Annotated in this window: 24 protein-coding genes; 11 read left to right on the plus strand and 13 right to left on the minus strand. The window is 63.6% G+C overall.

All coding sequences use genetic code 11. The features are described 5' to 3' along the window. Positions 1-6: 6 nt before the first annotated feature. The gene (gene bfr / locus FHW83_RS27085; protein ID WP_155464418.1) at positions 7-480 is read right to left on the minus strand and encodes a bacterioferritin; all 474 of its coding nucleotides are present in this window, start codon (positions 478-480) and stop codon (positions 7-9) included. A 217-nt stretch (positions 481-697) separates the two neighbouring features. On the opposite strand from bfr, the gene FHW83_RS27090 reads away from it, so the two are divergent. After that, positions 698-1,234, plus strand: a complete 537-nt coding sequence (locus tag FHW83_RS27090; protein WP_176649478.1) for a pyridoxamine 5'-phosphate oxidase family protein — start codon at positions 698-700, stop codon at positions 1,232-1,234. Here FHW83_RS27090 and FHW83_RS27095 read toward each other — a convergent pair whose 3' ends face one another. Both FHW83_RS27095 and FHW83_RS27100 read right to left on the minus strand, forming a co-directional pair. Continuing rightward, positions 1,235-1,921: an energy transducer TonB gene (locus tag FHW83_RS27095; RefSeq protein ID WP_176649479.1), complete on the minus strand. Its 687-nt coding sequence runs from the start codon at positions 1,919-1,921 to the stop codon at positions 1,235-1,237. A 2-nt stretch (positions 1,922-1,923) separates the two neighbouring features. Beyond that, a complete protein-coding gene (locus tag FHW83_RS27100; RefSeq protein ID WP_176649480.1) occupies positions 1,924-2,145 on the minus strand; it encodes a bacterioferritin-associated ferredoxin in 222 nt (73 codons plus the stop codon). A gap of 179 nt (positions 2,146-2,324) precedes the next feature. On the opposite strand from FHW83_RS27100, the gene FHW83_RS27105 reads away from it, so the two are divergent. From FHW83_RS27105 to FHW83_RS27115, 3 genes are read left to right on the plus strand one after another with little or no spacing between them, the layout of a single operon-like run. After that, on the plus strand, positions 2,325-2,591 hold the full coding sequence (locus tag FHW83_RS27105; protein ID WP_176649481.1) for a FeoA family protein: 267 nt from the start codon (positions 2,325-2,327) through the stop codon (positions 2,589-2,591). 3 nt (positions 2,592-2,594) lie between these two features. After that, positions 2,595-4,499: a ferrous iron transporter B gene (locus tag FHW83_RS27110; RefSeq protein ID WP_176649482.1), complete on the plus strand. Its 1,905-nt coding sequence runs from the start codon at positions 2,595-2,597 to the stop codon at positions 4,497-4,499. Between the two features lies 1 nt (position 4,500). Further along, positions 4,501-4,773 carry a DUF6587 family protein gene (locus tag FHW83_RS27115; protein WP_176649483.1) on the plus strand — a complete coding sequence of 91 codons (273 nt, stop codon included), beginning with the start codon at positions 4,501-4,503 and terminating at the stop codon, positions 4,771-4,773. Here FHW83_RS27115 and FHW83_RS27120 read toward each other — a convergent pair. The 5 genes from FHW83_RS27120 to FHW83_RS27140 form a co-directional block, all read right to left on the minus strand. Continuing rightward, on the minus strand, positions 4,751-6,142 hold the full coding sequence (locus FHW83_RS27120) for an adenylosuccinate synthetase (RefSeq protein WP_176649484.1): 1,392 nt from the start codon (positions 6,140-6,142) through the stop codon (positions 4,751-4,753). The two genes, FHW83_RS27115 and FHW83_RS27120, sit on opposite strands and share 23 nt — an antisense overlap. 8 nt (positions 6,143-6,150) lie before the next feature. Next, positions 6,151-7,125 carry a VWA domain-containing protein gene (locus FHW83_RS27125; protein ID WP_176649485.1) on the minus strand — a complete coding sequence of 325 codons (975 nt, stop codon included), beginning with the start codon at positions 7,123-7,125 and terminating at the stop codon, positions 6,151-6,153. A gap of 15 nt (positions 7,126-7,140) precedes the next feature. Further along, positions 7,141-8,097, minus strand: coding sequence for a protein kinase family protein (locus tag FHW83_RS27130; RefSeq protein ID WP_176649486.1), 957 nt, complete (start codon positions 8,095-8,097; stop codon positions 7,141-7,143). A gap of 19 nt (positions 8,098-8,116) precedes the next feature. Further along, entirely contained in the window at positions 8,117-8,782 is a 666-nt protein-coding gene (locus FHW83_RS27135) for an NUDIX hydrolase (protein ID WP_176649487.1), read from the minus strand. Between the two features lie 114 nt (positions 8,783-8,896). Continuing rightward, complete coding sequence (locus tag FHW83_RS27140; RefSeq protein WP_176649488.1) at positions 8,897-10,501, minus strand: FMN-binding glutamate synthase family protein; 1,605 nt, start codon at positions 10,499-10,501, stop codon at positions 8,897-8,899. Between the two features lie 154 nt (positions 10,502-10,655). Between FHW83_RS27140 and FHW83_RS27145 the strand changes: the two genes are divergently transcribed. Genes FHW83_RS27145 through FHW83_RS27155 form a run of 3 tightly spaced genes read left to right on the plus strand, consistent with a single transcriptional unit; the run spans position 10,656 to position 12,584 of the window. Continuing rightward, complete coding sequence (locus tag FHW83_RS27145; protein WP_176649489.1) at positions 10,656-11,327, plus strand: glutathione S-transferase; 672 nt, start codon at positions 10,656-10,658, stop codon at positions 11,325-11,327. A gap of 44 nt (positions 11,328-11,371) precedes the next feature. Then, entirely contained in the window at positions 11,372-12,148 is a 777-nt protein-coding gene (locus tag FHW83_RS27150; RefSeq protein WP_176649490.1) for a 5'-3' exonuclease H3TH domain-containing protein, read from the plus strand. 13 nt (positions 12,149-12,161) lie between these two features. Further along, the gene (locus FHW83_RS27155) at positions 12,162-12,584 is read left to right on the plus strand and encodes a response regulator (protein WP_176649491.1); all 423 of its coding nucleotides are present in this window, start codon (positions 12,162-12,164) and stop codon (positions 12,582-12,584) included. On the opposite strand, the gene mnmA is transcribed toward FHW83_RS27155, so the two are convergent. Beyond that, positions 12,581-13,687, minus strand: a complete 1,107-nt coding sequence (gene mnmA, locus FHW83_RS27160) for a tRNA 2-thiouridine(34) synthase MnmA (RefSeq protein ID WP_176649492.1) — start codon at positions 13,685-13,687, stop codon at positions 12,581-12,583. The two genes, FHW83_RS27155 and mnmA, sit on opposite strands and share 4 nt — an antisense overlap. Positions 13,688-13,693: 6 nt before the next feature. Then, positions 13,694-14,191, minus strand: coding sequence for an NUDIX hydrolase (locus tag FHW83_RS27165; protein ID WP_176649493.1), 498 nt, complete (start codon positions 14,189-14,191; stop codon positions 13,694-13,696). A 199-nt stretch (positions 14,192-14,390) separates the two neighbouring features. On the opposite strand from FHW83_RS27165, the gene FHW83_RS27170 reads away from it, so the two are divergent. From FHW83_RS27170 to FHW83_RS27185, 4 genes are all read left to right on the plus strand, one after another. Continuing rightward, the gene (locus FHW83_RS27170; RefSeq protein WP_176649494.1) at positions 14,391-15,503 is read left to right on the plus strand and encodes a Re/Si-specific NAD(P)(+) transhydrogenase subunit alpha; all 1,113 of its coding nucleotides are present in this window, start codon (positions 14,391-14,393) and stop codon (positions 15,501-15,503) included. 10 nt (positions 15,504-15,513) lie between these two features. Continuing rightward, positions 15,514-15,828, plus strand: a complete 315-nt coding sequence (locus tag FHW83_RS27175; RefSeq protein WP_155464436.1) for an NAD(P) transhydrogenase subunit alpha — start codon at positions 15,514-15,516, stop codon at positions 15,826-15,828. Continuing rightward, positions 15,825-17,288, plus strand: coding sequence for an NAD(P)(+) transhydrogenase (Re/Si-specific) subunit beta (locus FHW83_RS27180; RefSeq protein WP_176649495.1), 1,464 nt, complete (start codon positions 15,825-15,827; stop codon positions 17,286-17,288). The genes FHW83_RS27175 and FHW83_RS27180 overlap by 4 nt, the downstream gene beginning before the upstream one ends. Positions 17,289-17,387: 99 nt before the next feature. After that, positions 17,388-18,152: an SDR family oxidoreductase gene (locus tag FHW83_RS27185; protein WP_176649496.1), complete on the plus strand. Its 765-nt coding sequence runs from the start codon at positions 17,388-17,390 to the stop codon at positions 18,150-18,152. On the opposite strand, the gene FHW83_RS27190 is transcribed toward FHW83_RS27185, so the two are convergent. The 3 genes from FHW83_RS27190 to murU are packed head-to-tail and all read right to left on the minus strand — an operon-like array spanning position 18,153 to position 21,329. Continuing rightward, complete coding sequence (locus tag FHW83_RS27190; RefSeq protein WP_176649497.1) at positions 18,153-19,289, minus strand: FAD-dependent monooxygenase; 1,137 nt, start codon at positions 19,287-19,289, stop codon at positions 18,153-18,155. It lies immediately after the preceding gene. Further along, positions 19,282-20,595, minus strand: coding sequence for a Xaa-Pro aminopeptidase (pepP, locus tag FHW83_RS27195; protein ID WP_176649498.1), 1,314 nt, complete (start codon positions 20,593-20,595; stop codon positions 19,282-19,284). Before pepP ends, FHW83_RS27190 begins: the two co-directional genes overlap by 8 nt. Beyond that, complete coding sequence (murU, locus tag FHW83_RS27200; protein WP_176649499.1) at positions 20,595-21,329, minus strand: N-acetylmuramate alpha-1-phosphate uridylyltransferase MurU; 735 nt, start codon at positions 21,327-21,329, stop codon at positions 20,595-20,597. The genes pepP and murU overlap by 1 nt, the downstream gene beginning before the upstream one ends. Between the last annotated feature and the right edge of the window lie 5 nt (positions 21,330-21,334).

A 21,334-nucleotide genomic window follows, 5' to 3' on the forward strand; every position in this document is an offset into this window, starting at 1 on the left:
CGTGTCTTACTCTTCGTTCATCTGGCTTTGCAGGTAGTTCTGGATGCCGATCTTGCCGATCAGGTCCAGCTGCGTTTCCAGCCAGTCGATGTGCTCTTCGGTATCTTCCAGAATCATCAGCAGCAGGTCGCGCGACACGTAGTCGGCGGCCTTCTCGGCGGCGGCGATGCCTTCCTTGACGGTGATCTGCGCGCCGCGCTCCAGCTTCAGGTCGCAGTTGATCATCTCTTCGGTGTTCTCGCCGATCATGATCTTGTGCATGGCTTGCAGGTTCGGCAGGCCGTCCAGCATCAGGATGCGGTCGATCAGTTTGTCGGCGTGTTTCATCTCGCCGATCGATTCTTCGTATTCTTTCTTGCCGATCTTTTCCAGGCCCCAGTGCTTGTACATGCGCGCATGCAGGAAGTACTGGTTGATGGCAGTGAGTTCGTTGGTCAGCTGAGCGTTCAGCAGGCGGATGACTTCTTGGTCGCCCTTCATGGCAGGCTTTCTAAAATGGTTGCGGAATAGCGGCATTTTGCCATGAACGGACTGTCAACGTGTAGCGATTACCAATGATTTCCCTCCAAAGTGTATCAATATCCCCGGCCTGAAAACATTGGCGCAAATGAAAATTATTAGCATTCGCAGCGTGCGGCAACCCACAGTGCGCCAGCGCCCGGATAGCTACCATGGAAGCTCAACTAAGGAGCGAGCCATGGATTCCATCAATGCCAACCAAGTAGAATCGAATCACCAGGATCTCGTCGGCGAAGACGCCGTGCGCAAGATCCGCGAATTTGTCGACAGCACGCCCGGCTGCTTTTTCTGCACCAGCGACGCCAACGGCGGCCCCGGCGACGCCCGGCCGATGACGGCGCTGCAGGTCGACAGCCTGGGCAATCTGTGGTTCATCTCCGCCAGCGACAGCCTGAAGAACGTGGAACTGGCGGCCGACCCGTCGGCCACCCTGTACTTCCAGGGCTCGGCCCATTCCGAGTTCATGCACCTTGAGGGCATCGCCACCGTGCTGCGCGATCCGGTCAAGGTGAAGGAGTTGTGGAGTTTTACCATGAAGACCTGGTTCACCGAGGGCGAGGACGATCCGCGCATCACGCTGATCAAGTTCGCGCCGACCTACGGCTACTACTGGGATACCAAACACGGCAAGGCGGTGGCCAGCGTCAAGATGCTGATTGGCGCCGTGATCGGCAAGACGATGGACGACTCCATCGAAGGCAGGCTGGATCTGTGATCAGCCGAGCTGGAAGTTAATCGGCACCAGCGCATACACGGGGATGGCCTTGCCGTCCTCGACATGCGGTTTGTACAGGGCGCGCAGCACCGCCTGGCGGCCCGCCTCATCGAGATTGCTGGAACCGGACGATTTTTGGATCGTCACCTGTTCCGCCGTTCCCTTTTCCCCGATCAGCACGCGCAGCATCACGGTGCCGGTTTCGCCCATGCGGCGCGAAATGCTCGGATACACCGGTTGCGGCGCGCGCACATATTCGACGCCCGAGACCGTCTTCGGCGCGCTCGGTTGCGCTGGCGCCGGTGGCGCGACCGCAGCCGCCGGCGCGGCCACGGCCGGCGCCGGATCGCTGGCGCGCGGCTGTGGTGGCGGCAGGGTGATGGTCGGTTCGGTCTGGACGATATTGACTTGCGGCAGCGGTGGCACGAAAGTTTGCTTCGGCGGCACCAGCGGCATCACTTTCGGTGGCGGTGGCGCCTTGAGCGGCTCCGGCGTGGCCACGAAGGTGACATTCACCACCTGCGGCAGGATGGCGTGCGTGACGGTGCGCAGCATGCCGGAATACGCCAGGTAAAACACCACGGCGTGACCTACGACGATGGCGGCCATCGGGGCCAGCTTGCGGCCACGGCGCTTGAACTCGTCCCCGGACAGCGTCGCCGCCGGGCTGTAGGTCATGGTGCTCATGCTTAGTTGGAGAACACCGGACGTTTCAGCACGGTTTCCTGGAGTTCGGCGGCGGCCTTGGCGGCCAGTTGTTCGGTGAGGATTTCTTCGGCGCAGGAGAAGCACTGACCGCAGCAGGTGGCGACGCCCAGCGCGTCCCGCAGCTCGTCCATCGACGTGATGCCCAGGTCCATGGCTTGACGGATTTCGCGATCGGAGATGTTGTTGCAAACACAAACAATCATTGCTGCACCTTCTGGCTAAGATTCGGTTAAGGCATTCCTGACATGATTGCTAGTAACTTAATGCGAATCATTATCATTAATCGTATACTGCCGTAAACTTCAGCGGTATGCAAGCTAAATAGAAGTCATTCGCATTACCGTTTATAATGCTAGTATCTGATTCCGGCCGGAAAATACTCATGACGCACGCTGCTCCCCTGATTACTCTCGATGCGCTAAAGGTTGGCTCCACCGCCACCGTAGTGCATGTTTCCCCCGGTGCGGCCGATGATGGCGGCACCGGCCTGGCGCGTCGTCTGATGGAACTGGGTTTCGTGCCCGGCGAAAAAATCCGCATGCTCAAGCGCGGCATGCCGGGTGGCGAGCCGTTGGCGATCAAAGTCGGCAACTCCACTTTTGCGTTGCGCCGCTTTGAAGCTGCGCTGATCTCGATTCAACCGGAATAAATAATGGGTGCAGTAGAAAACGTGGCGCCGCAAGTGCCGGCCGCCTCCCGCACGCCGATGATGGCGCTGCTGGGCAATCCGAATTGCGGCAAGACCGCCTTGTTCAACCGCCTGACCGGCGCGCGCCAGAAGGTGGCGAACTACGCCGGCGTGACCATCGAACGCAAGGAAGGCGCCTTCACCACCACCGGCGGCAACGGCTTCCGCGTGCTGGATCTGCCGGGCGCCTATAGTTTGTCGGCCCACACGCCGGACGAGGAAATCACGCGCGACGTGGTGGCCGGCCTGCGCAAGGGCGAGGCGGCGCCGGACGTGGTGGTGTGCGTGGTCAACGCCACCAACCTGCGCCTGAACCTGCGCCTGGTGCTGGAGATCAAACGCCTGGGGCTGCCGATGATCCTGGCGCTGAACATGGTCGACGTCGCGCAGAAGCGCGGCATCCACGTCGACGCCGACAAGCTGGCGCGGGAGCTGGGCATGCCGGTGGTGGAAACCGTGGCGGTGCAGGCCGGCGGCGAGAAGTCGCTGCTGCGCGCGCTGGACGGCATGTGGCCGCTGCCGGAGACCAAACCGCATCCGCTGTCGGCCATCGACGCCGTCAGCGTGGAGGAGACGCAGCGCGAGGTGCGCCGCATCCTCGAGCTGGTGGTGACCGAGCCGGCGCACGCCAACGATGGCCTCACCGAAAAAATCGACAACGTGGTGCTGCACCCGGTGGTTGGCCCGATCATCCTGGCGGTGCTGATGTTCCTGGTGTTCCAGGCGGTGTTCACCTGGGCCACGCCGGCCATGGACCTGATCAAGGACAGCGTCGATCATCTGCGTTCGGTGGTGCGCGACGCGATGCCGGATGGCGTGCTGCGCGGCCTGCTGGTGGACGGCATCCTGAGCGGCACCGGCAACGTGCTGGTGTTCCTGCCGCAGATCCTGATCTTGTTCTTCTTTATTTTGGTGCTGGAAGATTGCGGCTACCTGCCGCGCGCGGCCTTCCTGCTGGATCGCCTGATGGGCGGCGTGGGCCTGTCGGGCCGCGCCTTCATTCCGCTGCTGTCCAGCTTTGCCTGCGCGATTCCGGGCGTGATGGCGGCGCGCACCATTCAGAATCCGCGCGACCGGTTGGTGACGATCATGATCGCGCCGCTGATGACGTGCTCGGCGCGCCTGCCGGTGTATGCGCTGATCATCGCCGCCTTCATTCCGGAGCGCGAAGTGTACGGCTTCCTCAGCCTGCAGGGGCTGGTGCTGTTCGCGCTGTACTTCGCCGGCATCTTCTCGGCGATGGCGGTGGCCTACTTCTTCAAGCGCGCGCTGGGCGCCAACCAGAAGCAGCCGCTGATGCTGGAGCTGCCGGCCTATCACTGGCCGCACATGCAGAACCTGGCGCTGGGCCTGTGGGAGCGCGCCAAGATCTTCCTGACGCGCGTGGGCACGGTGATCCTGACGCTGATGGTGCTGCTGTGGTTCCTGAGCTCCTTCCCCGGGGCGCCGGAAGGCGCCACCCATCCGCCGATCTATTACAGCCTGGCGGGCATCCTGGGCCGCGGCCTCGAATACATCTTCGCGCCGATCGGTTTCAACTGGCAGATCTGCATCGCGCTGGTGCCGGGCCTGGCCGCGCGTGAGATCGCGGTGGGCGCGCTGGGAACGGTGTACGCGCTGTCGCAAAGCGGCGAGGAACTGGCGCAGTCGCTGGAGCCGATCATCGCCGCCTCGTGGGCGCTGCCGACCGCCTTGTCGCTGCTGGCCTGGTACGTGTTCGCGCCGCAGTGCATGTCAACCCTGTCGGTGGTGCGCCGCGAGACCGGCGGCACGCGCTACGCGCTGCTGATGGCCGGTTATATGTTCGCGCTGGCCTACGTCGCATCGTTCCTGACTTACCGGATTTCGCTGGCCGTATTGGGAGGCTAATATGTGGCAAGAGATTATCGTAGCGTTGATCGTGGCGGCGGCCCTGCTGCACTTCAGCACCAAGTACCTGCCTGTGGCGTGGCGCAAGCGCATCGTCTACACGCTGGCCAAGCGCGGCCTCGATGAAATCAAGCTGGCCAAGTTCTTCAAGACGCAAGGCGGCGGTGGCTGTGGCGACGACGGCGGCTGCTCCAGCTGCGGCTCATGCGACACCACGCCGACCAAATCCAACACCACCACCCACCGCGTCATCAAGCTGCACGTGCAGCGCTAATCCCTGCGGCGGCGAGCTTCCTTACGGTTTTGAAAGTCGGACCGAAAGAGCCAAGTATGACTGGTGTTTCAGCAAGTGTTTCTATCTCGCCTATGAACTGCCGTGCGTCTACGATGGCGGCGGATGTCAGGACTGGTCGCGCGGTGGACAGCAAGTCCGCCAGCGCGGTCTGATGTGCCAAATCCTGCGCTGCGCCGAGGAGCAATGCAGTCACTCTGCCCTCCTGGTCCCGTTGGCATAGCTGGTTGTCATTGGCGATCGTTGGCGTTTGATAGGCATGGCACCATACCAGGCCGGGGTGGCGGCGGAATGCATCAAGATGGCTAACCAGCAGTCCATCCAGTGGGCCGGTGACCGATAGCGAGTAGCGAAGCAGCAATGCATCGGGATGGCCTCGGCGGAAGTCGCCCTGCCAACCGCCGGAGGCATTGTGCGGTTCCGGAAGCATGTTCAGGCGTGGGTCGTAGGTGGGCAGCGGGCCGTTGCCATGCCTCGTCATGTAAGAACGAATGGCACCGAAATGCTCCACCCGTGCGCGCAGGCCAGCGTCCGCGATCACCGCTTCCACTGCGGATGGATGAATGGTGCTCCATGTGGTGTAGGGATGAAAGCCGCGCCATTCATCCAGCAGAACACCTTGCGCACCCTCACACAGTACCGTGCCAGGGCGGTGCAGGCGAGCGGCAATTTGTTGATGCTCGGCAGGTGCCACAATGGTCAGCAGCTGCTCAATGCGCTGGAGCCACTGCGGTGCCATGGCGCCATCACGCAGCAGTCCTATCTCCTCATCATAGGCAGCCTGATAGGCTGGGTCGGGGCAATCCGGCGCAAAGTCTTGCAGAAGTTGCAGGCGTATGGCTTCCAACTTGTCCAGTGCCGTGGTCCGATGCAGCAGATCGCCATAGCGTAGAGTTAATGCTGGCGCCTCCAGATCTTGCTTCATCGTTTCCCCAACGCCCACTCCACAGCTACCGTGCGCATGTGCGCCACGTTGCAGTTCCCGCAGGCGTCCCGCCGCTTGATGGTATGGCGTCGTTACTTTGCAGCGGCGGTCGATGAGCAGCCGTTGCAAAGCGTCATTCACGCCGGCACGCCGCAGATATTCGTTTTCCACCAGCAGCGCCGTAGGGTGAATGATCACGGGGTATGCCAGCAGCGTGTAAACACCTGGAACAAAGCTACCGGAGCAGAACTGCGAAAAAGTATGATGGCGTCCATCCGGCAGCACGACGTTATGCGCCGCCTGTGCTCCACCGTTGAAGCGTACCACGGTGTGGGCTTGCGTATCCCGGCATAGGGCGTCAATGAACAATCCTTTGCCGCAGTCGCCAAAGCCTAGTCCCAATACGGAGATGATCCGGGTAGCCATGATTGTCCTTATCCGAAAAGCCGTTTCCACCAAGTCGCGGCCAGCGCAGGCATCCCGCGATAGGCGTGAATCTGGCTGGCTGTGGTCGGATCAAGCAAGGCGGCATAAGAACGCAAGGCGCGGACGATGGATGAGACGCGCCGGGCCTGAATGCCGCTGACCGCCAATGTGCCGGCCAGCGTGCGCAGATCGGGAACAGATTTCTCGGTCAGCGCGACGATGGCTGCGGCGATAGCGCAGGCGTCTGCGGGATCCTCCATACAGATCACATGATCGCCCAACAGTTCTCGCCAGCGTGATTCGCAATTCCTGCGCCGCTTCAGATCCGGGATCAAGAAGAATACGTGATAGCTTTCCGCAGCCGCCGCGATCACCTCCTCAATCGGGATGTCTTGATCAAGTTTGTCGCCGATTAGCGTACCGATCTGATGGCGCGATACGGCCGGATAGGGCAGCTCGTCGCCGGTCAGAAACAGATAGCCTTTCTTCCTGCGCTTGACCCAGCAATCCATATCGGTGTGTTGAGCTGCCACGTAGAAGGCTAACTCGTAGCTTTCTTCGCCGGAGCCGCCACCGCCGCCTTCCAGATAGGTCCAGGTCAGCCATTGGTCCATCAGTTCTGCGGTGGATTCGAATTGGCCCACTTGCAGCGAGGCGCGATCGGACGAGGCGTCGCCGATGGCCATAAACATCAGCTGGGGGTCTTTCACTTTGCAGGTGGTCAGCAAATTCATGAATGTAGGCAGCTCACGGGTTGCCAGGATTTCCGGGATGTCCCCCATCGAGCCGGTAACGTCGAGAGCGAACACGATGCCGAGCGAATCTGGATGATCCGTACTGTCCCGTGCTTCGCGCATGCCCATGCCATGTGGATTCATCAACGCATGGCAGCCGCGCTGGGTGAACACTTCCGCACGTGAGGCTGACGCGCGATCGGCGATAATTGCGGTGTGTGCTGCGTGTGAATAATTACCGTGTCCCATTGCTTGCTCCTTTGTTCAACGTTGATTGTTGGGGCTAAAGTGGATAAATCGTGGTGCGCCAAAAATGGCGTGCGCCGCAGTTTGCAACGCTTGGTCGATGCCTGATGCCCCTACACTGGCGCACCAGTCTCCATCCTCACTGGCGCGCTTCAGCAGCACCGCCAGTGGTTCCGGCGTGCTGGCTTTGATTGGGGGCTCATCGCCGCCGCCATGCAGAAGACTACGTATGGTCCAGGCGGACTGCACCAGATCGCGCGCTATGGACTGCGCTATGGACTTGTTACGCCCGGCTTCAGCCCAGCCTATCAACAGGATGCCGTGATCTGCGGGCTGCACCAACAGATGATCTGACGATAGCCTGCCATGGCTCCAGCCTGCTTCGTGGATATAGTCAAGCGTCTCCAGTATGCGGCGCCAAATCCATATTGCGTGGCATGGCTCTATGCCATCCGGATAGTAGCGATGCACGTCGGCCAGGCTGCCCCAATAGCCGGATGGACTACGCAGCAGCAAGGCTTCGCCGATGACACCACCTGTATCCTCGACCGGGCCGTAGCCCACTGGCTGGGGCAAACGTTGCGAGAAGTACGCGGAGCCGGTGTGATTTAAGGCCTGCAACTGCTGAAGTACTTCGGCTTCTTGGCGTAAGCGTCCTGGTGTGGCTTGGGAAAGCCCAAGCTTGATGATGACGTGCTCGTGCAAGGCGCCGAGGCGTTGTGCCAGCATGATGCGTGCTGTTTCGCCTTGCCCCAGCGGGAGCAATACTTTATAGCGCTCACCATTGCAGGCGATTGTATTTTCCATGGCGCCCGCGCGCGACCGCTGGTATGCCTCTTTGAACCGCGCCGCCGGCACAATGTGCTCGCTGAGGGTAACTTCTGTCTGGCAATACGTACAGATCACTGAGCGCCAGCGTGCCTGCCGGGGCAGTGGAGCACCACATTGAGGACAGATGCAGATATCGTAGTTCATCGTCGGTTCGCCAAATTGATTACAGGCCGCGGCGTAGCATTTGCAGGTTGCCGCGGAATTGCGCTTTCAGCCGGTAGAGCTGGGCCGGGCGATGGGCGCCGCCGGTATCCATTTGATCTTCCACTGGCTCCAGCGCATTCATCTCCGCCATCTTCTTGCGAAAGCTGACTTTGTTGAGCGGCTCCCTCATCAACGTCTCATAGATGCGTTGTAGTTGCGGCAGGGTGAAGGTGTCGCCTGCCAGATAACACGGAAGGGTTGAGTATTGACTCTTGTTACGTAGACGGGCTACGGCGGTGTCGATGATCAGCTTATGATCGAAGGGCAGAGTGTGGATACGGTCTGCATTGATCAATGTCATCGCGGGCTTTTGAGCCTGAGCCAGCAATTCGTATGGCAGCAGCGCGTAGTAGGCAATGGCAATCGACCAACCGCGCGGATCACGCGCGGGGCCGGAGAAAGTAGCCAACTGTTCCAGAAAGGGCACTTCAATGCCGGTTTTATCCCGCAGCACACGATGGGCGGCGGCATAGGCGTCAAGATCTTCCGCTGGGTGGATGTAGCCGCCCGGGAGGGCTGCCACGCTCTTGTAGGGCTCGTGCTCGCGCTTGAACAGTGCGACGACCAGTTCGTCGCCGCGCAGGGCGAGTAGAACGGTGTCAACAGTGCAGATTACGGGTCTCACTCAATACTCCTGTGGAATGGCGTATGAGTGTATTTTACTTAGTTTAAAAAATAAACAAAGTAATTTTTGAAAAAAGAACCACTAAATACCTATTTGTTTAACTAATGTTCTAAGTTAGCCGCAATACGGGTCGAAGGTTTCAGCTTGCGCCATCGGCCAGTAGTGGCCGAAGACCGGCGGCAGGCGTGACAGCTGGCTCGGGTCCAGCAGCTCGCCCGGCTCCAGGAAGGGCAGCAGCGTCGACACCAGCTTGACCTGGTTGGACGAGATGCGCCGCACCAGGTGGCGCGGGCGCAGCTGCGAGGGATGCGTCAAGCCGGCGGCGGCGATCAGCTGCGCCAGCGCCTTCATGGTGTTCTCATGGAAGTTGGCCACGCGCTGGATCTTGTCCGGCACCACCAGCGCGCGCTGGCGCGCCGGGTCCTGCGTGGCGACGCCGGTCGGGCAGCGGTCGGTGTGGCAGCTCTGCGACTGGATGCAGCCCAGCGCGAACATGAAGCCGCGCGCCGAGTTGCACCAGTCCGCCCCCAGCGCCAGCGTGCGCGCGATGTCGAACGCGGTGATGATCTTGCCCGACGCGCCGATCTTGATCTTGTCGCGCAGGTTGGCGCCCACCAGCGTGTTGTGCACCAGCAGCAGCGCCTCCTGCAGCGGCGTGCCGACGTGGTCGGTGAACTCCACCGGTGCCGCGCCGGTGCCGCCCTCGCCGCCGTCGACCACGATGAAGTCCGGCACGATGCCGGTCGCCAGCATGGCCTTGACGATGCCGAAGAATTCCCACGGGTGGCCGATGGCCAGCTTGAAGCCGGTCGGCTTGCCGCCCGACAGGTTGCGCAGGCGCTCGATGAATCGCAGCATTTCAATCGGCGTGCCGAAGGCCGAGTGGCGCGACGGCGAGACGCAATCCACGCCCATCGCCACGCCGCGCGTGAGCGCGATTTCCGGCGTGATCTTGGCCGCCGGCAGCACGCCGCCGTGGCCCGGCTTGGCGCCCTGCGACATCTTCAATTCGATCATCTTGACCTGCGGCGAGGCGGCGTTGGCGGCGAAGCGCTCCTCAGAGAAGCTGCCGTCGTCGTTGCGGCAGCCGAAGTAGCCGGAGCCGATTTCCCACACCAGGTCGCCACCGTGCTGGCGGTGGTGCGGGCTGATGCTGCCCTCGCCGGTGTCGTGCATGAATCCGCCCTGCCTGGCGCCGCCGTTGAGCGCCTTGATGGCGTTGGCCGACAGCGCGCCGAAGCTCATGGCCGAGATGTTGAACACGCTGGCCGAATACGGCTGCGCATCGGGATGGTTGCCGATCTCGATGCGGAAGTCGTGATGCTGCTCGGGCGCCGGCGCGATCGAGTGGTTGATCCATTCATAGCCGGGCGCGTACACATCGAGCTGGGTGCCGAACGGGCGCTTGTCGGTGTCGAGCTTGGCGCGCTGGTAGACGATGCTGCGCTGGTTGCGCGAGAACGGCTCGGCCACCGTGTCGTCCTCCAGGAAGTACTGGCGGATCTCCGGCCGTATCGATTCGAAGAAGAAGCGGAAGTGCGCCATGATCGGGTAGTTGCGGCGCAGCGCGCGCTTGGTCTGCAGCAGGTCGCTGATGCCGACCACGGTGAGCGCGGCGGCCACCGCCGGGATCTCCCACGGCGCCCCCAGCGCCAGGGAAACCAGCAGGGTGACGATGGCGGCATTGAGGGCAAGGTAACGCGGTGACAGCAAGTTCATGGACGCTCCGGCGACGGCTCAGGATCTGCTGAGTGTACTGCTGTTTCTCGATGGAATCCATATCCCGCCAGGACAGGCCGCCGCGCGGGCGTCAACAATGCTAAGCTAGCGGCGTTGCGGCGCACGGCCGTTCTTTTTTCTCGGGATATCCACCATGATCGTTGTCCATCATCTCAATAATTCGCGTTCGCAGCGCGTGCTGTGGCTGCTGGAGGAACTGGGCCTGGAATACGAGATCGTGCGCTACCAGCGCGATCCCAAGACCATGCTGGCGCCGCCGGAGCTGCTGGCGGTGCACCCGCTGGGCAAGTCGCCGGTGATCAGCGACGGCGACATCGTGGTGGCGGAGTCGGGCGCGATCGTGGAGTACCTGATCGACACCTACGGCAATGGCCGCCTGGTGCCGCCGGCCGGCACGGCGGAGCGCCGCCGCTGGACCTACTTCCTGCACTACGCCGAAGGCTCGGCCATGGCGCCGTTGTTGATGAAGCTGATCTTCGACCGGGTCGAGACCAGCCCGGCGCCGTTCTTCGTCAAGCCGATCGCGCGCGCCATCGCGCGGAAAGTGAAGGGCAGCTACATCCTGCCGCAGATCGAGCGCCACCTCGACTATCTCGAAGCCGAGTTGAACAAGTTCCCGTGGTTCGCCGGCGCCGAGTTCAGCGCGGCCGACATCCAGATGAGCTTTCCGCTCGAGGCGGCCTCCGCGCGCGCCGGGCTGGACCAGCAGCGCCCCAACCTGAGCGTCTTCCTCAAGCGCATCCACAGCCGTCCCGCCTTCCAGCGCGCCCTCGAACGCGGCGGCCCGTACGAGCTGCTGAGATAAGTCGGTTAGAATGGCGGCTTGAACAAGCCCGGATGAAGTTGAACATGGGTAGACTCCTTGCCATCGACGGCCTCAATATTGTGCGCCGTGTCTACGAAGCCAGCCCCGAACCCGACAGCGCCGAGAAGGCCGACATCGCGCTGCGTCACGCGCTGTCGTCGTTCCGCACGCTGGTCCACGACCACGGTCCCACGCATATCCTGCCGGCCTTCGATTTCGGCGGCCGCACCTGGCGCCACGACTTGTACGCCGGCTACCGCGAGGGCCGCGCGCCGATGCCGTCGCCGCTGCGCGAGGCGCTGCCGGGCTTTTACGACAAGCTGCGCGGCCTCGGCATGCACGTGGTGTCGCTGCCCGAGGTCGAGGCCGACGACGTGATCGGCACGGTGGTGATGCGCTGGCTGGCCGAGGGCCGCGGCGAGGCCACCATCGCCACCACCGACAAGGACCTGCACGGCCTGATCGCGCACGGCGCGCGCGTGTGGGACCACTTCAAGGGCGAATGGCACGACCACGCCTGGGTCGAGAAGAAGTGGGGCGTGCCGCCCGGGCAGCTGCCCGACCTGCTGGCGCTGATGGGCGATGTCACCGACTCGATTCCCGGCGTGTCCAAGGTCGGCGTCAAAACCGCAGCCCGACTGTTGCGTACATACGGCACTCTGGACGCCATCATGGCCGGCGCGGGCATTCTGAAGGACACGCTGGGCGAAAGACTACGAAAAGAACGCGAAATGCTGTATCTTTCTCGACAACTGGTACAGTTGAAAACGGACGTGAAGGTCGGCGTGAGCTGGAACATGCTGCTTTGGTCCCACTCATAACAAGGTTTGCAAGATGTTAAAAGCAGTCGTTATCGATCCCAGCGCCGTCGCCCGCGGCTTGCTCAACACCGTGCTGCTGGACGGCGGCTACGACGTGGTGGGCGCCACCCACACCTGCGCCAGCGCCATGGTGCAGCTGATCAAGCATCATCCGCACATCGTCTGCATCGCCCGCGAGCAGATCGAGAAGGAAGGGGACGCGATCCGCGAGATCCGCGCCAACTGGCCCAAGACCCTGATCTTCATGGTGTCCAGCGAGATGGACGCCGCCACCATCCAGGCCGCGCACGCGATGGGCGTGAGCGGCTTCATCGTCAAGCCGTTCAAGGCCGACACGGTCCTGAACACCATCCGCAACGTGGTGATCGCCATGGTCAAGCGCCAGCGCGCCGCCATGGAGAAGGCCGCCAGCGAAGCGCCGCCGGCCGCCGATTAAGCCGCGAAGGCCGCGCTGTCGATGATGCCGCCGCCCAGGCAGATCTCGCCGTCGTACAGCACCGCCGACTGACCCGGCGTCACCGCCCACTGGGCATCCATGAATTTGAGCGCGAAGTCGGACATGCCGTCCGGCGCGACCTCGCACGCCACGTCGGCCTGGCGGTAGCGCGTCTTGGCCGACAGCGCGCGCGCGGCGGGCGCCTCGCCGGCGATCCAGCTGGCCTGGTCGGCGCGCAGCGACGACGACAGCAGCCACGGATGATCGTGCCCCTGCACGATGTACAGCACGTTGTTGGCGACGTCCTTCTTCGCCACGTACCAAGCGTCGCTGGAGCCGTCGGCGTTCTGGTAGGACTTCACGCCGCCCACGCCGATGCCCTTGCGCTGGCCCAGCGTGTAGAACGACAGGCCCACGTGCTCGCCCACCACCTTGCCGTCCGGCGTCATCATCGGGCCAGGCTTGTAGGACAGGTAGCGGTTCAGGAATTCGCGGAACGGGCGCTCGCCGATGAAGCAGATGCCGGTCGAATCCTTCTTGGCCGCGTTCGGCAGCTTGAGCTTCTCGGCGATCTTGCGCACTTCGGTTTTCGGAATCTCGCCCAGCGGGAACAGGGTCTTCGACAGCTGCGCCTGGTTCAGGCGGTGCAGGAAGTAGCTCTGGTCCTTGGTGTGGTCGACCGCCTTCAGCAGCTCGCTCTTGCCGCCGTTCTGGCGCACGCGCGCGTAGTGGCCGGTGGCGATCAGGTCGGCGCCGAGCGACATGGCGTGGTCGAGGAAGGCCTTGAACTTGATCTCGGCGTTGCACAGCACGTCCGGGTTGGGCGTGCGGCCGGCCTGGTACTCGCGCAGGAAGTCGGCGAACACGCGGTCCTTGTATTCGCTGGCGAAGTTGACCGCCTCGATGTCCACGCCGACCACGTCGGCCACCGAGGCGGCGTCGATCCAGTCCTGGCGGGTGGAGCAGTACTCGGAGTCGTCGTCGTCTTCCCAGTTCTTCATGAACAGGCCGATGACTTCATAGCCTTGTTCCTTCAGCAGCCACGCCGAGACCGAGGAGTCCACCCCGCCCGACATGCCGATAACGACCCGCTTCTTACTCATGCTTGCTTATCCATTCGCAGTGCTAATCGCTTCCTTGTAGACGGAAGCGTGTGTTTGTACCAGTTCCAGCGGCGCCCGGTGGCCCGCCAGGTATTCGTCGACGCATTGCAACACCGTCGGGCTGCGGTGACGGTCGGCGCAGGCGGCCAGTTCGTCGCGCGTCAGCCACATGGTGCGCAAGATGCCCTCGTCCAAAGGACGGTCATGTTTCTCTCCCGGATAGCCGCAGAAGGTGAAGCGCAGATACGTCACCTCCTCGCCGGTGCGGTTGGAGGTGTAGCGCGACATATACATGCCCACCAGCGCGGTGGGCGTGAAGTCGTACGCCGTTTCCTCCAGCGTTTCGCGGATCACCGCCTCCTGCAGCGACTCATACGGGTCCAGGTGGCCGGCGGGCTGATTGATGCGGATGCCATCGCTGGTCTCTTCTTCGATCAGCAGGAACTTGCCATCTTTTTCGACGATGGCGGCGACAGTCACAGAGGGTTTCCAGATACGCGGCATGAGTCATCCTTGAAAGAGCCGATATTTTAGCCTGTTCCGGCCATTTGGTTTGCGCTGGCGCAGATTTACCGGGGAATTAATGACAAATAGTAATACTTGAAGTGATGAAACCAGTGGCTATAGAGAATTAAGTATTAAGTATCATGGTCTAAAAATCCATGATAGATTGTAGTCAGTTTATTAATCATTTGGAGGCACCATGAGAATAAGCGTACCGGCCGAGACCCGGCCGGGTGAGACCCGGGTGGCGGCCACCCCGGAAACGGTCAAGAAACTGGCCGCCAAGCATCAGGTGCTGGTGCAATCCGGCGCCGGCCTGGCCGCTTCCGTCACCGACGAGGCCTATGTCGCGGCTGGCGCACAAATCGTGCCCGCCAGCGAGGTCTGGGCCGCCGATGTCATCCTCAAAGTACGTGCCCCCAATGCAGACGAGCGCGCCCAGATCAAGCCGGGGACGGTGGTGATCGGCATGCTCAATCCCTTCGACGCAGACAACAACGCCGCCATGGCCGCCGCCGGCCTGCAGGCGTTCGCGCTGGAGGCCGTGCCGCGCATCACGCGCGCGCAGTCGATGGACGTGCTGTCGTCGCAGGCCAACATCGCCGGCTACAAGGCGGTGATGGTGGCGGCCAACACCTACCAGCGCTTCATGCCGATGCTCATGACGGCGGCCGGCACGGTGAAGGCGGCCCGCGTGCTGATCATGGGCGTGGGCGTGGCCGGCCTGCAGGCCATCGCCACCGCCAAGCGCCTCGGCGCCGTGATCGAGGCGTCCGACGTGCGGCCGCCGGTCAAGGAACAGGTGGAGTCGCTGGGGGCCAAGTTCATCGACGTGCCCTACCTGACCGACGAGGAAAAAGAGATCGCGCAAGGCGTGGGCGGTTACGCGCGCCCGATGCCGGCCGACTGGATGCGCCGCCAGGCCGAACTGGTGCACGAGCGCGCCAAGCTGGCCGACGTCATCATCACCACCGCGCTGATCCCGGGCCGTCCGGCGCCGGTGCTGATTTCCGAGGACACCGTGAAGGCCATGAAGCCGGGCTCGGTGATCGTCGACTTGGCGGTGTCGCAGGGCGGCAACTGCCCGCTGTCCGAGCTGGGCAAGACGGTGGTCAAGCATGGCGTGCACATCGTCGGCGAGCCGGACCTGGCCACCCACGTGGCGGCCGACGCCTCGGCCCTGTACGCGCGCAATGTGCTGGACTTCCTCAAGCTCATCATCGACAAGGAAGAGAAGCTGGTGATCGACCGCGAGGACGAGATCATCAAGGCCACGCTGCTGTGCACCGGCGGCGAACTGCTGCGCAAATAAGGAGACGGACATGGAAATCAGCCACACCATCATCAATCTGATTATTTTTGTTCTGGCCATTTACGTCGGCTACCACGTGGTCTGGACCGTGACGCCGGCGCTGCATACGCCGCTGATGGCGGTGACCAACGCGGTATCGGCCATCATCATCGTCGGCGCCATGCTGGCCGCCTCGCTGACCGAGGGCATCGTCGGGCAGGTGGCTGGCACGGTCGCGGTGGCGTTGGCCGCCGTGAATGTGTTCGGCGGCTTCCTGGTCACCCAGCGCATGCTGGAGATGTTCAAGAAGAAGGAACCAAAAGCCAAGCAGGGAGATAAAGCATGAATTTCATCTCCATGAATCTGGTGACGATGCTGTATCTGATCGCATCGGTGTGCTTCATCCAGGCCCTGAAAGGGCTGTCTTCGCCCGCCACCGCGCGCCAGGGGAATGCGTTTGGCATGACCGGCATGGCGATCGCGTTTGTCACCACGGTGGCGCTGATCCTCAAGCTGCGCGCGGAAGCGGCGGCTGGCGGCGCCGGCCTGGGCCTGCCGCTGGTGGCGCTGGGCGTGATCGTCGGCGGCGGCATTGGCGCGGTGCTGGCCAAGAAGGTCGAGATGACCAAGATGCCGGAACTGGTGGCGGCGATGCACTCGCTGATCGGCCTGGCGGCCGTGTGCATCGCGGTGGCGGCGGTGTCCGAGCCGCATGCGTTCGGCATCGCGGCGGTGGGCGAGGCGCTGCCGGTGGGGAATCGCATCGAGCTGTTCATCGGCACGTTCGTGGGCGCGATCACCTTCTCCGGTTCGGTGATCGCGTTCGGCAAGCTGTCGGGCAAATACAAGTTCCGCCTGTTCCAGGGCGCGCCGGTCAGCTTCGCCGGCCAGCACATGCTGAATCTGATCCTGGCGATCGTGATGGTCGGCCTGGGCCTGGTGTTCGTGGCGGCCGGCGGCACCGAGCCGGCGTGGGCGCCGTTCCTGGTCATGACCGCGATCGCGTTCGTGCTGGGTGTGTTGATCATCATCCCGATCGGCGGCGCCGACATGCCGGTGGTGGTGTCGATGTTGAACTCCTACTCCGGCTGGGCGGCGGCGGGCATCGGCTTTTCGCTGAATAACTCGATGCTGATCATCGCCGGTTCGCTGGTGGGCTCGTCGGGCGCCATCCTGTCCTACATCATGTGCAAGGCGATGAACCGTTCGTTCTTCAACGTCATCCTGGGCGGCTTTGGCGGCGCGCCGGCGGAAGCGGGGGCGGGCGGCGCGAAAGAGCAACGCCCGGTCAAATCCGGTTCGGCGGACGACGCGTCCTTCATCATGGCCAACGCGGAAAGCGTGATCATCGTGCCGGGCTACGGCCTGGCGGTGGCGCGCGCGCAGCACTCGCTGAAGGAGCTGGTGGAGAAGCTCACCCACAAGGGCGTGACCGTGAAGTACGCGATCCACCCGGTGGCGGGCCGCATGCCGGGCCACATGAACGTGCTGCTGGCGGAGGCCGAGGTGCCGTACGACCAGGTGTTCGAGATGGAGGACATCAACGGCGAATTCGGCCAGACCGACGTGGTGCTGATCCTCGGCGCCAACGACGTGGTCAACCCGGCCGCCAAGGACCCCAAATCGCCGATCGCCGGCATGCCGATCCTGGAGGCGTACAAGGCCAAGAGCATCATCGTCAACAAGCGCTCCATGGCCTCCGGCTATGCGGGCCTGGACAACGAGCTGTTCTATCAGGCCAACACCATGATGGTCTTCGGCGACGCCAAGAAGGTCATTGAAGACATGGTCAAGGCGGTGGAGTAAATTCACATTTTGTGAATGATATATTCGTTTTGAGCCGATTGATGGTGTGGTTGATGAAGCATACGATGGCTACATCAACCCACCTCAAGGAGTTTCAAAATGAACCGTCTGCAAAACAAAGTCGCCATCGTTACTGGCGCATCCTCCGGCATCGGCCGCGCTACCGCCAAGCTGTTCGCCGCCGAGGGAGCCAAAGTTGTTGTCGCCGCCCGCCGCCAGTCCGAACTCGATAGCCTGGTCGCCGAGATCAAGGCCGATGGCGGCGAAGCCATCGCGCTGGCTGGCGACGTCACCTCCGAATCGTTCAATGCCGCGCTGGTCGCCGCCGCCGTGGAAGCCTACGGCCGCCTGGACATCGCCTACAACAACGCCGGCACGCTGGGCGAGATGGGCGAAACCAGCGGCGTGTCGGAGCAGGGCTGGAACGACACGCTGGCGGCCAACCTGACCAGCGCCTTCCTCGGCGCCAAACACCAGGTGCCGGCAATGGCCAAGCATGGCGGCGGCTCGGTGATCTTCACGTCGACCTTTGTCGGCTACAGCTTCGCCTTCCCCGGCGTGGCGGCTTACGCGGCCAGCAAGGCGGGCCTGATCGGTTTGACGCAGGCGCTGGCGGCGGAATACGGCCCGCAAGGCGTGCGCGTGAACGCGGTGTTGCCGGGCGCCGTGGATACGCAGATGTACCGCGACATGAACAACACGCCGGAATCGACGTCCTTCATCACCAACCTGCACGCCCTCAAGCGCGTGGCGCAACCGGAGGAACTGGCGCGCTCGGTGCTGTACCTGGCCTCGGACGATTCCTCGTTCGTGACCGGCACCGCGTCGCTGGTGGACGGCGGCGCCTCGATCACCCGCACCTAATCAGCGGCGGCCGTACATCATCAGTTCGGCCAGCAGGCCCCGGGCCGGGCCGGCCACGTCGATGGCGGCCAGCGAAAGGCCCAGCAAGGCTTGCGCCGGCGAGTCGTTGGCGAAGATGCGGGCCATGGTGTCGGTCAGCCGCACGGTGGTGCCGCGGTCGCGCTGCCGCAACGCGGTGAATTGCGACAGCATGGCCGGCGTGGCGCCTTGCGCCAACAGGCGCGCCAGCACGGTGACGTCGCGCAGGCCGAGGTTCAATCCCTGGCCAGCCACAGGATGCAGCGTCTGGGCCGCGTTGCCGATGGCGACGGTGCGTGCCGTACTGCGCGGGTCCGCGTTCAACCCCAATGGGAAGGCAAGGCGCGGCGTGGCGCGCGTAAAAGTGCCCACGCGGTCGCCGAAGGCCGCGCCCAAGGCTTGCAGGAAGTCGGCGTCGTCCAGGGCTTGCAGCTCGATCGCCGTGTCCGGCCGCACGCACCACACCAGCGAGTATTCATCGTCCTGCGGCAGCAGCGCCAGCGGACCTTGTTCGGTGAATCGTTCGTAGGCGCGGTGCGGTGGCGGTGTGGTGCTGCGCACCTGCGCGATGATGGCGGTCTGCTGGTAGTCGCGGTGGGTGGCGCGGGTTTGCTGTTCGTTGAATAGCCCGCCCTCGGCCTGCACCACGATGGCGGCGCGCAGCACTTGCGGCGTTTCCCCTGCGATCGTCAGCGCCACGGCGTCGTCCAATTCGTCGAGCGCCTCGACGCGGGCGGGGCGCAGCGACACGATGCCGGCGCGTTCGCATACAGCGCCCAGCGCGGTGACCAGGTTGCCGTAGCGGCTGACGTAGCCCAGCGCCGGCAGGTCGTAATCCTTGCGGTCGATCAGGCTGCGGCCGAATTGGCTGCGGCGCGAGACGTGGATTTGTTCGATGGCGGTGGCCGCCGCCGGCCAGGCGCCGATTTCTTCCAGTATCTGCCGGCTGCCCCAGGACAGCGCCAGCGAGCGCGGATCCTTGCTGGCGTGGTCCAGCGTCCTGGCGTCGATCAGGGCGATGCGGGCGGCCGGCACGCCGCGCTTGACCAGCAGCGCCGCCAGCGCCATGCCGGCCGGTCCGGCGCCGCAGATGGCGATGTCGTAATCCAGCTCAGTCATGCCGCATCAATGCTTCAATCTCGGCCACCGTCTTGGGCGCGTTGGCGCTGAGGATTGCGTGGCCGTCGGCGGTGACCAGCACGTCGTCCTCGATGCGGATGCCGATGTTCCAGTATTCTTCCGGCACGCCTTCGGCCGGGCGCACGTAGATGCCCGGTTCCACCGTCACCACCATGCCCGGCCGCAGCGCGCGAGACGGCTTGTCGGCCTGCGTGACGTCGCGGTACTGGCCGACGTCGTGCACGTCCATGCCCAACCAGTGGCCGGTGCCGTGCATGTAGAACTGCAGGTAGGTCTTGTTGGCGATGACTTCCTCCAGCGTGCCTTGCAGCAGGCCGAAGTCCAGCATGCCCTGCGCCAGCACCTTCACCGCCGCCTCGTGCGCGCCGGAGTAGGGCAGGCCGGGCGCGATGGCTTGCAGCGCGGCGGCTTGCGCGGCCAGCACCAGTTCATACAGACGCTTTTGCGGCTCGCTGAATTTGCCGTTGGCCGGGAAGGTGCGCGTGATGTCGGAGGCATAGCCATCCAGCTCGCAGCCGGCATCGATCAGCACCAGGTCGCCGTCGCGGGTTTGCGCGTTGTTGGCGCTGTAGTGCAGCACGCAGGCGTTGGCGCCGGTCGCGACGATGGAGGTGTAGGCTGGCGCTTGTGCGCCGTTGCGGCGGAATTCGTACAGCAGTTCCGCTTCCAGTTCGTATTCGTGGACGCCGACGCGCGCGGCGCGCATGGCGCGGATGTGCGCGGCGGCCGAGATGTCGGCGGCGCGCCGCATGATTGCCTGCTCATCCGCGTCTTTCAGCAGGCGCATTTCGTCCAGCAGCGGCAGCAGGTCGACCGTCGATGCGGGCGGCGTGACGCCGGTGCGGGACTTGGCGCGCACCGCGGCCAGCCACCCGGCCACGCGCGCATCGAGCTTGCCGCCCAGCGGGTAGTACAGGGCCGGCGCGTCGCACAGCAGCGTGGCCATCTGCTCGTCCAGCGTTTCGATGGCGTAGGCTTCGTCGAAGCCGAAGGCCTCGCGCGCGGCTTCCGGGCCGTAGCGGTAGCCGTCCCAGATTTCGCGGTCGAGGTTTTTCTGGCGGCAGAACAGGATGGCGCGCGCCGGCGTTGCGCCGCTGGCCGCCGCCAGCACCACCACCGCCTCCGGCTCGGTGAAGCCGGTCAGGTAATAGAAGTAGCTGTCGTGACGGTAGGGGTAGTCGCTGTCGCTGTTGCGCGCGACTTCCGGCGCGGTCGGCAACACGGCCACCGCGCCCGCCGCCATTTGCGCCAGCAGGCGCGCGCGCCGTTGCGCGCGGGCGCTCATTACTGCAGCCCCTTGCCGGCCGGCGCCAGCGCCGCCAGCGGCGCGTTCAGCAGCTCGAGCTGCTGGACGGTGCCGACGTTGTGCCATTCGCCTTCGTACACTTCGCCGCCGACCTGCTTCTTGTCCGCGTACTCGCGGATCAACGGGCCAAGCTTGGCGTAGTCGCCGGCGGCGATGCGGTCGAACATCTCCATGCGGTACACGCCGATGTTCCCGAAGGTCCACTTGGGCGTACCGTCGTTGGTCAGCGAATACATGGTCATGCCGAAGTCGCCCTCCGGATGCCAGTCGGGATTCGGCACCATGTACAGCCAGCAGATGTCGCGCTTGTCGGCCGGGTAGGGATTGCCCCACATGTCCTTGTCGTGCAGGACGTCCTTGACCTGTTCGAAGTCGAAGTAGGGCACGTAGATATCGCCGGAGATGGCCACGAACGGCTCCTCGCCCAGCAGATGGCGCGCTTTTGCGATGCCGCCCGCCGTTTCCAGCGCGGTCTCCTCGCGCGAGTACATCAGCTTTGCGCCGAACTGGCTGCCGTCGCCCAGCGTGCTTTCAATCTGCTCGCCCAGGTGGGCGTGGTTGATGACGATGTCGGTGATCCCGGCCTTCACCAGGTTCAGGATGTGCCACACGATCAGCGGCCGGCCGCGCACCTTGAGCAGCGGCTTGGGCGTGGTGTCGGTCAGTGGACGCATGCGTTCGCCGCGTCCGGCGGCGAAGATCATCGCTTTCATGCGCG

Origin of the sequence: Duganella sp. SG902, assembly GCF_013376005.1 — a bacterium.
GTDB lineage: Bacteria > Pseudomonadota > Gammaproteobacteria > Burkholderiales > Burkholderiaceae_D > Rugamonas.

What these genes read in the sequence shown, in the direction of transcription:
- bfr (WP_155464418.1), bottom strand. Translation starts at nt 480, where the DNA reads ATGAAGGGCGACCAAGAAGTCATCCGCCTGCTGAACGCTCAGCTGACC.
- FHW83_RS27090 (WP_176649478.1), top strand. Translation starts at nt 698, where the DNA reads ATGGATTCCATCAATGCCAACCAAGTAGAATCGAATCACCAGGATCTC.
- FHW83_RS27095 (WP_176649479.1), bottom strand. Translation starts at nt 1,921, where the DNA reads ATGAGCACCATGACCTACAGCCCGGCGGCGACGCTGTCCGGGGACGAG.
- FHW83_RS27100 (WP_176649480.1), bottom strand. Translation starts at nt 2,145, where the DNA reads ATGATTGTTTGTGTTTGCAACAACATCTCCGATCGCGAAATCCGTCAA.
- FHW83_RS27105 (WP_176649481.1), top strand. Translation starts at nt 2,325, where the DNA reads ATGACGCACGCTGCTCCCCTGATTACTCTCGATGCGCTAAAGGTTGGC.
- FHW83_RS27110 (WP_176649482.1), top strand. Translation starts at nt 2,595, where the DNA reads ATGGGTGCAGTAGAAAACGTGGCGCCGCAAGTGCCGGCCGCCTCCCGC.
- FHW83_RS27115 (WP_176649483.1), top strand. Translation starts at nt 4,501, where the DNA reads ATGTGGCAAGAGATTATCGTAGCGTTGATCGTGGCGGCGGCCCTGCTG.
- FHW83_RS27120 (WP_176649484.1), bottom strand. Translation starts at nt 6,142, where the DNA reads ATGGCTACCCGGATCATCTCCGTATTGGGACTAGGCTTTGGCGACTGC.
- FHW83_RS27125 (WP_176649485.1), bottom strand. Translation starts at nt 7,125, where the DNA reads ATGGGACACGGTAATTATTCACACGCAGCACACACCGCAATTATCGCC.
- FHW83_RS27130 (WP_176649486.1), bottom strand. Translation starts at nt 8,097, where the DNA reads ATGAACTACGATATCTGCATCTGTCCTCAATGTGGTGCTCCACTGCCC.
- FHW83_RS27140 (WP_176649488.1), bottom strand. Translation starts at nt 10,501, where the DNA reads ATGAACTTGCTGTCACCGCGTTACCTTGCCCTCAATGCCGCCATCGTC.
- FHW83_RS27145 (WP_176649489.1), top strand. Translation starts at nt 10,656, where the DNA reads ATGATCGTTGTCCATCATCTCAATAATTCGCGTTCGCAGCGCGTGCTG.
- FHW83_RS27150 (WP_176649490.1), top strand. Translation starts at nt 11,372, where the DNA reads ATGGGTAGACTCCTTGCCATCGACGGCCTCAATATTGTGCGCCGTGTC.
- FHW83_RS27155 (WP_176649491.1), top strand. Translation starts at nt 12,162, where the DNA reads ATGTTAAAAGCAGTCGTTATCGATCCCAGCGCCGTCGCCCGCGGCTTG.
- mnmA (WP_176649492.1), bottom strand. Translation starts at nt 13,687, where the DNA reads ATGAGTAAGAAGCGGGTCGTTATCGGCATGTCGGGCGGGGTGGACTCC.
- FHW83_RS27165 (WP_176649493.1), bottom strand. Translation starts at nt 14,191, where the DNA reads ATGCCGCGTATCTGGAAACCCTCTGTGACTGTCGCCGCCATCGTCGAA.
- FHW83_RS27170 (WP_176649494.1), top strand. Translation starts at nt 14,391, where the DNA reads ATGAGAATAAGCGTACCGGCCGAGACCCGGCCGGGTGAGACCCGGGTG.
- FHW83_RS27175 (WP_155464436.1), top strand. Translation starts at nt 15,514, where the DNA reads ATGGAAATCAGCCACACCATCATCAATCTGATTATTTTTGTTCTGGCC.
- FHW83_RS27180 (WP_176649495.1), top strand. Translation starts at nt 15,825, where the DNA reads ATGAATTTCATCTCCATGAATCTGGTGACGATGCTGTATCTGATCGCA.
- FHW83_RS27185 (WP_176649496.1), top strand. Translation starts at nt 17,388, where the DNA reads ATGAACCGTCTGCAAAACAAAGTCGCCATCGTTACTGGCGCATCCTCC.
- FHW83_RS27190 (WP_176649497.1), bottom strand. Translation starts at nt 19,289, where the DNA reads ATGACTGAGCTGGATTACGACATCGCCATCTGCGGCGCCGGACCGGCC.
- pepP (WP_176649498.1), bottom strand. Translation starts at nt 20,595, where the DNA reads ATGAGCGCCCGCGCGCAACGGCGCGCGCGCCTGCTGGCGCAAATGGCG.
- murU (WP_176649499.1), bottom strand. Translation starts at nt 21,329, where the DNA reads ATGAAAGCGATGATCTTCGCCGCCGGACGCGGCGAACGCATGCGTCCA.